Source organism: Winogradskyella arenosi (genome assembly GCF_003337305.1).
In the GTDB taxonomy this organism is placed as follows: domain Bacteria; phylum Bacteroidota; class Bacteroidia; order Flavobacteriales; family Flavobacteriaceae; genus Winogradskyella; species Winogradskyella arenosi.
Genome location: NZ_QPJO01000002.1, coordinates 874,189 through 886,861, shown reverse-complemented (window position 1 = coordinate 886,861; position 12,673 = coordinate 874,189). Strand labels below are relative to the sequence as shown.

The following is a 12,673-nucleotide window of genomic DNA, read 5'->3' as shown; positions in this document are numbered from 1 at the left end:
GGTGTTTCAAAACATTCACAATTAACATCTTATAAGCTGTTCTTTGATTTGAAAAGCCTAAGCTTAAAGGATAACAGCGGTTCTGTTACTTTTTATGATTTACCATTGAAGCCTGCAAACTGCTTACCTGAACAGGTGGCATGGCCAACTTATCCATAATTTCAGGTGTTTTATTGTATAACATTTGAATGATTCTATGCGGTGCAAAAAGATAATGCTGCCTATAAGCGGTATCCCAACGCTGAAAAGTTCGCTTACTAAAAAAGCTTCCTTCTTTAAATTCACTTTCAGATTTTAAATCATCGACCTTAAGTGAGATCACATAAGACTCTAAAGGAATTTCTTTTTGAGCAATACTCTGCAAAATAGCATGGGTTAATTTGTTTTCATCTTTCGCAAATACATTATGAATAGGTCCAAGATCTACACGTCTTATTAACTTTGGAAACACTTTTGGCAAGCGTTTGTCTATACCGTAAGCCATAGTATCTAGAGCCATATCTCTATCGGCACTATTTTTTAAAGCCTCATAAATCTCTTCCTTGTAGTTTTGAACGTCTTTACCATCGTAATTAAAATACATATAGCATACAAACGGTCGGTTATGTGAAATATCATAAAAGCTCCAACTCACCAAATGCTCTGCTACAGATCCTTCTGGGGCATCAATAATTTTACCTTGCACAAACCGATTAAAGATATATTCTTTTTTAGCCGATGAATAATAGACTATGGATGCGGCTTGAAAGAGTTTTCGTTTAGAGATTGGCGTTTTTTTTCGCATAAGCGTGTCTAAAAACTCCTCTTTTAAGGTCTCTATACTGGTGAGTTTTTCTAAATAATCTTCACGCAGGGCCAAATCATTAAACAAGTAACGGAATTCTAAATAATTAGGAAAACTAGAATCGGTTAAATCGACCTTCATATTTTCCTCATCGTCATACATATATTTTACCCGCATGGCTTCTATAGAATACAACAACAAATCTGAGTATTGCTTAAATAAGCGTAGCTCTTGCGGATTTAATATTTGTTTTTCTTGTACAGCAACAATGAGTTCCTTGAGTGCAAAATCTATCATTTTATGATAGAATACATATTGCTCTTTGGAATCTAATATTGCGGAATCTAAAGGTGTAACGATCATATTTAGTAAACAATTGGGTGTATTCAGGTAATGATGAGTTAGGACCAGCTCAGTTTGGTCTTTATATCGAAACCACATTTTGGTATCCTTTAAAGACAAAGCTTTATATAAAGGATATTTGTGAAGACGCGTTAAGGATTGCAACGGCATCCTTTTTTCTTTTTCTGAAAAAAGATATAGTGGAAAGCCTGACCTACTTTTGTCATTTAAACAAAAGTAGGTAACGCCCTTATTAATTTAGCCTAACAAATCATCTTCAGGAGCTGTTGGTTTTGGTTCGCTAGCCGGTTTCCCTGCTGTGTCTCCAAAAGGGGCGTTGGCATCAGCAGCGTAATAATCTTCGAAAATTTCTTTCATATCAATGCCGTAACGCTCCGCAAAGTTCTTTTGAATAGACTTATCTTTTTCTCTAATTTCGCTTAAAGCCTCAGCGTAACTGCCGTAAACGCCTTGCATCACTTTTTCGTGAACCGGAATATTATCCATCATTTCTTGACGTGCACGTGCACTTGCCGTATGCATAGCCGCTAACGTTTCGCCAATATGCTCATCGGTTTTCACTCCTAAATGCTCTAAAATTGCAGCAAATTCTTGGTCTGTACGTGCTTTTAACGCCACCACATAGCCATCGTAATATTTAAGACGCTCATCTGTATCTGACTTTAACTTTGCACGATGCGTTTGTAAATTACTACGTAACGAGGTTAAAACTTTGATGGTTAAATTGTGCTTATGAACGAAACTATCTTTAGATGCCGCAAGTGTGGTGTAGGCGTTTTTAAGACCTTCTAACTCTTCTACTTTTTGCTCTAAAGTGGTCACTTTACTTAAAGCATCTGAATATTTGGTAGACTGCTTATCGGCCACTTCCTCTAAAGATTGGCGTGCTTGCTTTAATAAGGCATACTGCTCCTCGAGCTTCTCCTCCACTTCTTTTTTCTTCTGAAGGGCTTTGGTATGGTTATTAGAAGCATCTACAATTGCCGTTTTAAGGCTCTCTTCAACTTCTTTAATTTCAATTTCTCTATCTTTTAAACGCTTAATGGCCGCTTGACTTTTAAACGATAATTCATTTAACAAGGTCTGCACATCAGCAGTCTCTATACGTTGTTGAAACATGGCTTTAGCCTCATTATCTGCAGCATCGCGTATTTTTTGCGCATTTTTAAGTTCTGCCTCTGCATCTTTAATCTTGCTTTTGCGTCCCCAAAGGTTATTCCACCAAGTATCGGGTTTATTATTAGCATTTTCAAGCTCTACTTTAGCACGCTCTAAACGTCTTACCGCATCATCGATCACTTTTTGTTCCGTAGCATTTAAAGCCGAAAAACCTTCAAACATGATACCGACTTCGTCTTGATAGTCCGTTAAATCCTTAATAGCATCTAATAAGGTAGAACGGTCTTTTTCGGCCATATCGACCACATTATCTAAGGTAGCATTTAGTATTTTCTGACGACTTTCAGGATCATCTTCTTGTGCTAGCTTCGACTTCATTTGGTCAATTGCTTTTCCCCAATTTACATCGACTTTTTCAGTCTTTTCTTGTGCGTTGGTTTCTAATAAATCAAAATCATCAGACATAGGTGTTGGTTTTATTTTGGTTGAACAATTTTAGATTAACAATTTCGGTAATTTTTATGATTATAAAAACTATACATCCTAGTAATATGTATCAAATCTTATAAATATGTTACAGATTTTTTATTTTAAATGCAGATTCAATATCTTTATCTAAAATTAGGAATCCGATGAAATTACTGAAAACCACCTTATTACTTTGCACAATTCTTGTTGCGACGAGTTGTAAAACAGAAACAAAAAAAGAAAAGGATATTGCCATTAAAGCGAGTAAAGCCATTATTGAAAGTCCGGCGGAATTAAAAATAACCCCAATTTCACATGCTACAATGGTTTTACAAACAGAAGACAAAACCATTTATGTAGATCCTACGGGAGGACTAGAGGCTTTTAAAGCCCAAGCGAAACCTAACTTAATATTAATAACAGATATCCATGGCGATCATTTAAGTTTAGAAACCTTGGAAGCTATTGATCTAACTGGCGCCACCCTTATTGCTCCTAAAGCTGTCGTTGAAAAATTACCAACAATGATAAAAGCCAAAGTTGTCACCTTACATAATAATGACACTTATGATTTTGAAGGCATCGCTATAAAAACCATCCCTATGTACAATTTAAGAGAAGAGGCCTTAAAATACCATAGTAAAGGAAGAGGAAATGGGTATTTACTGACCATTAATGAAGAGCGCATCTATATTTCTGGCGATACTGAAGATATACCCGAAATGCGGGCTTTAAAAAATATAGACAAGGCTTTTGTTTGCATGAATTTGCCTTATACCATGCCGGTAGAAAGTGCGGCCAGTGCAGTAATTGACTTTAAACCAAAAACGGTATATCCATATCATTACAGAGGAACAGAAGGTTTAAGTGATATTGAGAAATTTAAGTCTATCGTTAATGAAAAAGCGCCTTCTGTAGGTGTGGTTTTTCTAGATTGGTATTAATAAAATACTGATTTTATGAAACTTACAAAACCCTACTACAGCCCGTAAATAATGCGGTTTACCGATATATAACAAACTTTAATCGATAAAATTAACACAATTTTCATCTAAATTATTTAAAATTAGATATTTATGAATGAGATTTTTCCTATATTAGCCATGTAGAAAGGCTATCCAAATCTAAACATTGACTTCATGCTTAATTCATTATTTTTTAAAGTTTTAATGGTAACCACAACACAGTTAACCTTGATCTTAATTACTGTGGCTTCTATTTTTCTCGTTTTTATCCTTGTAGCGATTATAAAGATGTACAAGCTGAAAGCGGAAAATAAAAAATTAATGGAAACAAGCAGTTTTAAAGAGGAAGAAGAAACCTATACTGACTTTACAAGCGGACATTTGTACGGCGATCATTAAGGTTGTAAAACAATCTTAACTAGTCTATGCTTTTAAATCCTTTAGACTTTTACTGATGTTCTATTTTCTATAAGTTATAGTCCTTAGTCAAAACTAATTAAAGCAACATTTATCACAATAAAAAAAAGCCAGCAAATCGCTGGCTTTTTTATGTATACAAACTGGGTGTTAACGCACCAATTTTTTGTATTTAATACGTTTAGGCATTAAATCACCACCTAAGCGTTTTTTCTTATTTTCTTCATAATCACTAAAGCCACCTTCAAAGAAATACACTTGCGAATCGCCTTCAAAAGCCAATATATGTGTACAAATTCTATCTAAGAACCATCTATCGTGACTAATTACCACAGCACAGCCGGCAAAGTTTTCTAAACCTTCTTCTAAAGCTCTTAGGGTATTCACATCTAAATCATTGGTTGGCTCATCTAAAAGTAAAACGTTTCCTTCTTCTTTAAGCGTCATTGCTAGGTGTAAGCGGTTACGCTCCCCTCCAGAAAGTAATTTTACTTTTTTATTTTGCTCTCCTCCAGAAAAATTAAATCGGCTTAAATAAGCTCTAGAATTCACTTCTTTTCCGCCCATCATAACTAATTCTTGCTCATCACTAAAGTTTTGCCAAATAGTTTTTTCAGGATCTATATTAGAATGTTTCTGATCTACATAGGCAATCTTCGCGGTTTCACCCACTTTGAATTCCCCTTTGTCCGGATCTTCCTCTCCCATAATCATTCTAAAAATAGTGGTTTTACCAGCCCCATTAGGACCAATAACCCCAACGATTCCTGCTTGCGGTAAGTTGAAATTTAAATCGTCGTAAAGTAACTTATCGCCATAAGCTTTAGCAACGCCTGAGGCTTCAATAACATTAGTCCCTAAACGCGGACCATTAGGAATAAAGATTTCTAATTTTTCGTCAAGTTGTTTTTGATCTTGACTCATTAATTTATCGTAATTCTTTAAACGTGCTTTCTGTTTTGTTTGACGTCCTTTTGCACCTTGACGCACCCAATCGAGCTCTCGCTCTAATGTTTTTTGACGTTTAGAGGCTGTTTTGCTCTCTTGCGCCATACGTTTTGATTTCTGATCTAACCAAGAAGAATAATTGCCTTTCCAAGGAATACCTTCACCTCTATCGAGTTCTAAAATCCATCCTGCTACGTTATCTAAGAAATATCTATCGTGCGTTACAGCGATTACGGTTCCTTTATATTGTGCTAAGTGATGCTCTAACCAATGTACCGACTCGGCATCTAAATGGTTGGTTGGCTCATCTAATAATAAAACATCTGGCTCTTGTAATAATAAACGACATAAGGCCACACGACGACGCTCACCACCAGAAAGCACCCCGATTTTCTTATCACCATCTGGTGTGCGTAAAGCATCCATGGCAATTTCTAATTTGGTATCTAATTCCCATGCGTTAGAAGCATCAATCTGATCTTGTAATTCCGCTTGACGGTTCATCAGCTTTTCCATTTTTTCAGGATTACTGTAAACCTCCTCTAAACCAAATTGATCGTTAATTTTGTTGTATTCATCAAGAATTGCTACCGTTTCAGCAGCCCCTTCTTTTACAACTTCCATAACGGTTTTCTCATCATCGAGTTGTGGTTCTTGCTCTAAGTAGCCTACAGAATAACCAGGTTGAAAAACCACATCACCTTGGTAGTTTTTATCAACTCCAGCAATAATCTTTAATAAGGTAGATTTACCTGATCCGTTTAAACCTAAGATACCAATCTTGGCACCGTAGAAAAAACTTAAATATATATTTTTTAAAACGGGTGTATTCGCTCCTGAAAAGGTCTTGGTAAGACCAGACATGGCGAAAATTACTTTTTTATCGTCACTCATAATTTATTTTTAATTTTTTGCAAAGTTATGCATTACATTGTTACTTGTATCGGTTTACATACGTCCTTTTAAGGCGTTAAAAACCCACGCAATACAGTAAAATCCGCCACCAACAGCAGCAAACCCCCAACCTGCGACCTCATCATATCTAAAGGCTCCAAGCGCTATTAATCCACACCCTACAAACACCATTATCCATGTTGCCCAAGCTAAAACTGTATTTTTATTCATTGCCATAGTCCATCTAAAATTTAATAATTATTTAATTTTCAAATATCGTGAATTTTAGCAAGAAAATATATAAAATCATCAGTCAATTAACAGCATTCATTGTATTTATAGCTTAAGATGTGCCTTATGCCTATCAATTTAAAAGCTTAAGATTTTTCTCTTTTCTTAACAAACATTTCTTCTAAGCCCATAAACCTACTCGCATTTAAATATTTAGGTTCACCATAGTGCCTCCAAGACATGGAGAGCATCATTCCATCATGTTTGGATATTAGAAATACTAGTATAAATCAATTACCTCCTATTTTTTTGTTCAACGCAGTGCCCTCTAACCAAAGGACTTTATAAAATGGACTTTACAAATGGGCTTTAAATTTTCCAACTTCAATTTGTAACATCTCCTTAAGCTCTGCATCTATAATTTCTCCTTCTTTAAAATGCGTATTAAAAGAGGGTAATGAAAATGAGCCCACAATATTGGCGTCATGACGCGGAAAACGATCTAAGGCAATCTGCAAAACAGATTGTCCGCCGCGACCGCCTGGAGAGGTCGCCATAAGAAGCATCGGTTTATTAAACCAATTTTTTGACTCGATAACCGAGAGCCAATCGAATAAATTTTTAAACACTGCAGAATAAGCACCGTTATTTTCAGCTAAAGACAGAATGATGCCATCGCTTTTCTTTATTAAATCTAAAAATATGGTAGCATTTTGAGGTATCCCCTCTGCTTCCTGTAAGTCCTTACCATATATAGGCAATTCAAAATCGTTTAAATCTAAAATGGTAGCTTCAGCTGTGTCTACCAAACTTGCCGCGTAAGTGGCTAATTGTTTATTAATGGAATCGGAACTATTACTTCCTGCAAAGGCAATTATGTCTTTCATATTTATAATTTCAGATTAAAGTACAAAAGCGGCGTATACTTTCCAAGCTAAAGACGACCTTGAATTTTATTTTAACAGAATATTCACTTTCCAAACCTCTAAACATTTTCGTAAATTCGTGCAAAACAATTTTGTCAATGGATATCAAATTCAACATTAATGAAGACCATAATAAACTCTTACTTTCGGATCTCAAAAAGAGATTGGTCCGTGTAAAATTAGGAGGTGGCGAAAAAAGCATTGAAAAACATCATGCTAAAGGAAAAATGACGGCGCGAGAGCGTATAGACTACCTTTTAGACCCTCAATCTAAATCTATTGAAATTGGTGCTTTTGCAGGTGAAGGCATGTACGAGCAATACGGTGGCTGCCCTTCTGGTGGTGTGGTTGTAAAAATGGGTTATGTACAAGGGAAGCAGTGTATTGTGGTAGCTAATGATGCCACAGTAAAAGCTGGAGCTTGGTTTCCTATTACTGGAAAAAAGAATTTAAGAGCTCAGGAAATTGCCATAGAAAACCGACTTCCTATTATTTATTTGGTAGATAGTGCAGGTGTATTTTTACCTATGCAAGACGAAATTTTTCCCGATAAAGAACATTTTGGGCGCATTTTTAGAAATAATGCGATAATGAGTAGTATGGGTATTACTCAGATTGCTGCGGTTATGGGCAGTTGTGTTGCTGGTGGTGCCTACTTACCTATTATGAGTGATGAAGCCCTTATTGTAGATAAAACAGGAAGTATCTTTTTAGCGGGAAGCTATTTAGTGAAAGCGGCCATTGGGGAAACCATAGATAATGAAACCTTAGGCGGTGCAACCACGCATTGTGAAATTTCGGGGGTTACCGACTATAAGGCTAAGGATGATAAGGCTGCCTTAGATAAGATTAAATCTTTGATTGATAAGATTGGTGATTACGATAAGGCGGGCTATAATAAAGCTGAAGCAAAAAAGCCAAAAGACAACCCTGAAGATATTTATGGCATTCTGCCTAAGAGTCGTGCAGACCAATACGATATGAAGGAAATCATAAAACGTTTGGTTGACGATTCTGAATTTGACGAATACAAAGAAGACTACGGAAAAACGATTATTACGGCCTATGCTCGTATTGAAGGTTGGGCTGTTGGGATTGTAGCCAACCAGAGAAAGTTAGTAAAGAACAAACAAGGCGAAATGCAATTTGGAGGTGTTATCTATAACGATTCTGCCGATAAGGCCACACGATTTATTGCCAACTGTAATCAGAAGAAAATACCCTTAGTGTTTTTACAAGATGTAACCGGATTTATGGTAGGAAGTAAATCTGAACATTCTGGAATTATAAAAGATGGCGCTAAGATGGTTAATGCCGTAAGTAACTCCGTCGTTCCTAAGTTTACTATTATATTAGGGAATAGCTACGGTGCAGGAAATTATGCCATGTGCGGAAAAGCCTATGACCCACGCTTAATTGCCGCTTGGCCAAGTGCCGAATTAGCGGTGATGAGTGGAAATTCTGCAGCAAAAGTTTTACTTCAAATAGAAACGGCTTCTTTAAAGAAAAAAGGTGAAACCATAACTAAAGAAAAAGAAGAAGAACTTTACCAGAACATTAAATCGCGTTATGATGACCAAGTCTCTCCGTATTATGCAGCTTCTCGTATTTGGACAGACGCCGTGATTAATCCGCTAGATACACGAACCTGGATCGCTATGGGAATTGAAGCCGCTAACCACACTCCTATTGAGAAACCTTTTAATATGGGAGTTTTACAAGTTTAAGACCATTATTATGGCCATTGAAAAAAGGCCATAAAAAAAGAGCGCAAATAGCGCTCTTTTTTTTATATCTTAACTCAAGGATAACGCAATACTATTATTGTGTTAAACCTTCACGTTTTGCTTTTTTCTCTTCTCTAATCTCTTTTAAACGCTCCATAGAAGCCCCAAAAAGCCAATAAGGAACTACAAAGGTTAAAAGGAAAATCATTAACCAAAATCCAATAGTTAATATGGTTAAAAATGCTAAAAATCCTAAATACTGATCAAAGTCGAACATAATTCTTGTGTCGTTTACGTTTTGTGTGCACAAAGATATAACCAAAATCTAAGTTTTACAATAGCAATCCTTAGTTTTATTCAAAGGTTATTGAAATTTATAGGGCTTTCACTAATAAATCTGCTGTAGCCGGATTGGTTGCCAATGGTACATTATGGACATCACAAAGACGCATTAACATTAAAATATCTGGTTCGTGTGGATGGCGATCTAATGGATCTCTAAAAAACAAGACCATATGACACTTACCCTCAGCGACTCTTGCTGCAATTTGTGCATCACCTCCTAAAGGACCAGACATTAATGCATTAACACTAAAACCTGCTTTGGTTACTTTTTCGCCGGTGGTTCCGGTAGAAATTAAGTGAATGCCTTTTTTATGTAATATTTCGCTGTGCTGGTTTAGAAACTGAACCATTTCAGCTTTTTTTCCATCATGCGCTATAATTGCAATTTCCATAGTTATAAATTGTTTACGTGATAATTGACTAAACCTTCAATTGGGCGTCTTACAAAATTCCCAACTTTAAAACCTAATTCTTCAGCAACTTGCTTGATTTCAGCTTGGGCAAAAAATGCAATTGAGCCTGCAAAATGTACAGGAACCCCTTGCTCTAACTCTTGTTTAAACTGAAGAATCATATTTTCTGCAAACAAACGGATACCTTTAGTAATTAAGTTACTGATATATTCTGAATCTTTATTTATAAACATAAACTCTGCATGATCTGCGAGGTAAGCACTTGGATTAGCTTGTTTATAAACGTTATACTTTATAAAATCGGCATCTAGATTATGTTTATGCGCAAAGGCTACTCTAATCGTATCTGGCATTTTATTAAAGAAGTAATCTCTAATTAACTGCTTACCAAAATAGTTTCCGCTAGCATCATCCATTAAAATAAAACCAAGACTAGACACACGCTGGTGAAGATTACTACCATCGTAATAACTACAATTAGAGCCTGTACCTAAAATACAAACTACAGCAGCTTCATCATTGGTATTAATACAAGATCTTACGGCCGCATAGGTATCTTCTTTAACCTCTACCTTAGCATTGACAAAATAAGATTCTAAAACAAATTGTAATGACAATCTAGGCTTATCCGTACCACAACCTGCACCATAAAAATACACATGTGTTACGTCTTCAGCAATAGCCATTAACGCTTTGCTTTTCTTTATAATTTTATTAATTTTTTTCTCTGCAACAATAGCCGGGTTTAAACCTTTGGTTCTAATTTTATCCCCGAATTGATTCCCATCTTTATCGATTGCAATCCAATCGCATTTAGTAGAACCACCATCTGTAATTAAAATCATGATAATGTATATAAATAAAAATTCCGTAGTTTATGACAAGACATAATTCTACGGAATTTTCAGAATTAATAATATGTCTTAAAGGCTATTTACCTTTTGAGCTAAATCAACTAATTTGTTAGAATATCCAAACTCATTATCATACCAAGAGATTAACTTGAAGAATGTAGAATTTAATTCAATAGACGCATCAGCATCAAAAACACTAGTTTGTACTTCACTCACGAAATCTTGAGAGACTACAGCATCTTCAGTATATCCTAAAACACCATTCATTCCTCCTTCAGAAGCACTTTTCATTGCCGCTTTAATATCTGCTAAAGTTGTTTCTTTTTTAGTTTTCACTGTTAAATCTACAACAGAAACATCTACAGTTGGTACTCTAAACGCCATACCAGTAAGTTTTCCGTCTAATTCAGGAATTACTTTACCTACAGCTTTAGCTGCTCCTGTAGAACTTGGAATAATGTTGTTCAGTGCAGAACGTCCTAAACGGTAGTTTTTACGTGACGGTGCATCTACAGTAAACTGTGTTGATGTTGTTGCGTGAATTGTAGTCATTAAAGCTTCTTCAATTCCGAAGTTATCTTCAATTACTTTAGCGATTGGCGCTAAACAGTTTGTTGTACAAGACGCATTAGATACAATTGTATCTGAAGCTTTTAAAGTATCACAGTTAACCCCCATTACAAACATAGGAGCATCTTTACTTGGCGCAGAGATAACTACTTTTTTAGCACCACCATCAATATGGTATTGAGCTGTTTCTAAAGTAGTGAAAATTCCTGTACATTCTGCAACTACTGTTGCTCCAGCTTCATCCCACTTAAGGTTTTTAGGATCTTTTTCTGCAGTAATACGGATTGTTTTTCCATCTACAACTAAGTTACCGTCTTTAACCTCTACTGTACCATCAAATCTTCCGTGAACAGAATCATACTTTAATAAATATGCTAAGTGCTCTACATCTAATAAATCATTGATTGCTACAACATCGACATCATCACGTTTAACCGTTGCTCTAAATACAATTCTTCCTATTCTTCCGAATCCGTTGATTCCTAATTTCAAATTTCCCATTTTTTTAATTTATTTTAATTGTTACTCTTATTAAATTGACATAATGTCTGAAACTCTTAAAAGTTCCTTATCTATTTTTGATTTTCCTTTTACGGCTTGATCAAATGGTGTTAAATCCATTCCATCATTTTTAAGACCTACCATATAATTACTCTTTCCGGTAATAATACTTTCAACAGCTTTTACTCCCATTCTACTGGCTAAAACACGATCGAAACAAGATGGAGATCCACCACGTTGCATGTGGCCTAATACAGAAACACGTACTTCGTATTCCGTCATATTTTCTTCTACATAGTCCTTAAGCTCAAATACGCTTTTTCCTATTTTATCACCTTCAGCAACCACCACAATACTTGATGATTTTCCTGAAGTTTTACTACGACGTAGGGATTCTAACAAACGATCTAATCCTAAATTTTCTTCAGGGATTAAGATTTCTTCTGCTCCTGCTCCTACACCTACATTTAAGGCAATATGCCCTACATCGCGCCCCATAACTTCAATAAAGAATAATCGGTTATGTGAACTTGCTGTATCTCTAATTTTATCGATCACCTCTACCACGGTATTTAAAGCGGTATCGTATCCTAAGGTATGTGTTGTTCCATAGATATCATTATCTATGGTTCCTGGAATACCCATTACAGGAAAATCGAATTCTTTATTAAACACCATAGCACCGGTAAAACTACCATCACCACCTATGACCACAAAAGCATCAATTCCTGCTTTCTTTAATTGATCATAAGCCGCTTTACGTCCTTCAACGGTCCTGAAGGCTTTTGAACGTGCCGATTTTAAAATTGTTCCTCCTTTGTTGATGATCCCCTTTACACTTCGGGCATCCATTTCAACAAAATCACCATCTATCATTCCTTCATATCCTCTATAAATACCGTAGCATTTTATAGAGTGAAATGCACAAGTTCTAACTACAGCTCTAATTGCAGCATTCATTCCTGGTGCATCACCACCTGATGTTAAAACACCTATTTTTTTAATTGTTTGTAGCATTGTCTTATTTATTTACAGTAAAATTAATAAACTCTACATAGATTAAACTGACTATTATCATAAAAAGATGGACTAATTTTTAATTCAATCGTTTTCGTTAATAAGTATTCAAAATATTATTGAAAAATTTA

General features: G+C 35.6%; 13 protein-coding genes. 3 read left to right on the top strand and 10 right to left on the bottom strand.

From position 1 onward, the window contains the following. Positions 1-85: 85 nt before the first annotated feature. The gene (locus DFQ08_RS08565; RefSeq protein ID WP_114309577.1) at positions 86-1,147 is read right to left on the bottom strand and encodes a hypothetical protein; all 1,062 of its coding nucleotides are present in this window, start codon (positions 1,145-1,147) and stop codon (positions 86-88) included. A gap of 237 nt (positions 1,148-1,384) precedes the next feature. After that, positions 1,385-2,731, bottom strand: a complete 1,347-nt coding sequence (locus tag DFQ08_RS08560) for a microtubule-binding protein (protein WP_114309576.1) — start codon at positions 2,729-2,731, stop codon at positions 1,385-1,387. 167 nt (positions 2,732-2,898) lie between these two features. On the opposite strand from DFQ08_RS08560, the gene DFQ08_RS08555 reads away from it, so the two are divergent. Together DFQ08_RS08555 and DFQ08_RS08550 are read left to right on the top strand one after the other, a co-directional pair. After that, positions 2,899-3,678, top strand: a complete 780-nt coding sequence (locus DFQ08_RS08555) for an MBL fold metallo-hydrolase (protein WP_114309575.1) — start codon at positions 2,899-2,901, stop codon at positions 3,676-3,678. Between the two features lie 195 nt (positions 3,679-3,873). Continuing rightward, entirely contained in the window at positions 3,874-4,098 is a 225-nt protein-coding gene (locus DFQ08_RS08550; RefSeq protein WP_114309574.1) for a hypothetical protein, read from the top strand. 168 nt (positions 4,099-4,266) lie between these two features. Here DFQ08_RS08550 and ettA read toward each other — a convergent pair whose 3' ends face one another. The 3 genes from ettA to DFQ08_RS08535 all read right to left on the bottom strand — a co-directional run bounded on the left by ettA (position 4,267) and on the right by DFQ08_RS08535 (position 7,076). Next, positions 4,267-5,958: an energy-dependent translational throttle protein EttA gene (gene ettA, locus DFQ08_RS08545; RefSeq protein WP_114309573.1), complete on the bottom strand. Its 1,692-nt coding sequence runs from the start codon at positions 5,956-5,958 to the stop codon at positions 4,267-4,269. Positions 5,959-6,012: 54 nt separating this feature from the next. Beyond that, the gene (locus tag DFQ08_RS08540) at positions 6,013-6,195 is read right to left on the bottom strand and encodes a CAL67264 family membrane protein (RefSeq protein ID WP_114309572.1); all 183 of its coding nucleotides are present in this window, start codon (positions 6,193-6,195) and stop codon (positions 6,013-6,015) included. A gap of 350 nt (positions 6,196-6,545) precedes the next feature. Next, the gene (locus tag DFQ08_RS08535) at positions 6,546-7,076 is read right to left on the bottom strand and encodes an NADPH-dependent FMN reductase (RefSeq protein ID WP_114309571.1); all 531 of its coding nucleotides are present in this window, start codon (positions 7,074-7,076) and stop codon (positions 6,546-6,548) included. Positions 7,077-7,213: 137 nt separating this feature from the next. On the opposite strand from DFQ08_RS08535, the gene DFQ08_RS08530 reads away from it, so the two are divergent. After that, positions 7,214-8,842 (top strand): acyl-CoA carboxylase subunit beta, encoded by a 1,629-nt coding sequence (locus DFQ08_RS08530; RefSeq protein ID WP_114309570.1) that lies wholly within the window; start codon positions 7,214-7,216, stop codon positions 8,840-8,842. 94 nt (positions 8,843-8,936) lie between these two features. Here DFQ08_RS08530 and DFQ08_RS08525 read toward each other — a convergent pair whose 3' ends face one another. The 5 genes from DFQ08_RS08525 to pfkA all read right to left on the bottom strand — a co-directional run bounded on the left by DFQ08_RS08525 (position 8,937) and on the right by pfkA (position 12,542). Further along, complete coding sequence (locus DFQ08_RS08525) at positions 8,937-9,119, bottom strand: hypothetical protein (RefSeq protein WP_114309569.1); 183 nt, start codon at positions 9,117-9,119, stop codon at positions 8,937-8,939. 97 nt (positions 9,120-9,216) lie between these two features. Next, positions 9,217-9,579, bottom strand: coding sequence for a methylglyoxal synthase (locus tag DFQ08_RS08520; RefSeq protein ID WP_114309568.1), 363 nt, complete (start codon positions 9,577-9,579; stop codon positions 9,217-9,219). Between the two features lie 2 nt (positions 9,580-9,581). Continuing rightward, positions 9,582-10,445, bottom strand: a complete 864-nt coding sequence (locus DFQ08_RS08515) for a BadF/BadG/BcrA/BcrD ATPase family protein (protein ID WP_114309567.1) — start codon at positions 10,443-10,445, stop codon at positions 9,582-9,584. Positions 10,446-10,523: 78 nt separating this feature from the next. Continuing rightward, positions 10,524-11,525: a type I glyceraldehyde-3-phosphate dehydrogenase gene (gene gap / locus DFQ08_RS08510; RefSeq protein WP_114309566.1), complete on the bottom strand. Its 1,002-nt coding sequence runs from the start codon at positions 11,523-11,525 to the stop codon at positions 10,524-10,526. Between the two features lie 30 nt (positions 11,526-11,555). Further along, positions 11,556-12,542, bottom strand: a complete 987-nt coding sequence (pfkA, locus tag DFQ08_RS08505; protein ID WP_114309565.1) for a 6-phosphofructokinase — start codon at positions 12,540-12,542, stop codon at positions 11,556-11,558. Between the last annotated feature and the right edge of the window lie 131 nt (positions 12,543-12,673).

Coding starts and splice junctions, on each gene's coding strand:
- DFQ08_RS08565 (WP_114309577.1), bottom strand. CDS start 1,147: ATGATCGTTACACCTTTAGATTCCGCAATATTAGATTCCAAAGAGCAA.
- DFQ08_RS08560 (WP_114309576.1), bottom strand. CDS start 2,731: ATGTCTGATGATTTTGATTTATTAGAAACCAACGCACAAGAAAAGACT.
- DFQ08_RS08555 (WP_114309575.1), top strand. CDS start 2,899: ATGAAATTACTGAAAACCACCTTATTACTTTGCACAATTCTTGTTGCG.
- DFQ08_RS08550 (WP_114309574.1), top strand. CDS start 3,874: ATGCTTAATTCATTATTTTTTAAAGTTTTAATGGTAACCACAACACAG.
- ettA (WP_114309573.1), bottom strand. CDS start 5,958: ATGAGTGACGATAAAAAAGTAATTTTCGCCATGTCTGGTCTTACCAAG.
- DFQ08_RS08540 (WP_114309572.1), bottom strand. CDS start 6,195: ATGGCAATGAATAAAAATACAGTTTTAGCTTGGGCAACATGGATAATG.
- DFQ08_RS08535 (WP_114309571.1), bottom strand. CDS start 7,076: ATGAAAGACATAATTGCCTTTGCAGGAAGTAATAGTTCCGATTCCATT.
- DFQ08_RS08530 (WP_114309570.1), top strand. CDS start 7,214: ATGGATATCAAATTCAACATTAATGAAGACCATAATAAACTCTTACTT.
- DFQ08_RS08525 (WP_114309569.1), bottom strand. CDS start 9,119: ATGTTCGACTTTGATCAGTATTTAGGATTTTTAGCATTTTTAACCATA.
- DFQ08_RS08520 (WP_114309568.1), bottom strand. CDS start 9,579: ATGGAAATTGCAATTATAGCGCATGATGGAAAAAAAGCTGAAATGGTT.
- DFQ08_RS08515 (WP_114309567.1), bottom strand. CDS start 10,445: ATGATTTTAATTACAGATGGTGGTTCTACTAAATGCGATTGGATTGCA.
- gap (WP_114309566.1), bottom strand. CDS start 11,525: ATGGGAAATTTGAAATTAGGAATCAACGGATTCGGAAGAATAGGAAGA.
- pfkA (WP_114309565.1), bottom strand. CDS start 12,542: ATGCTACAAACAATTAAAAAAATAGGTGTTTTAACATCAGGTGGTGAT.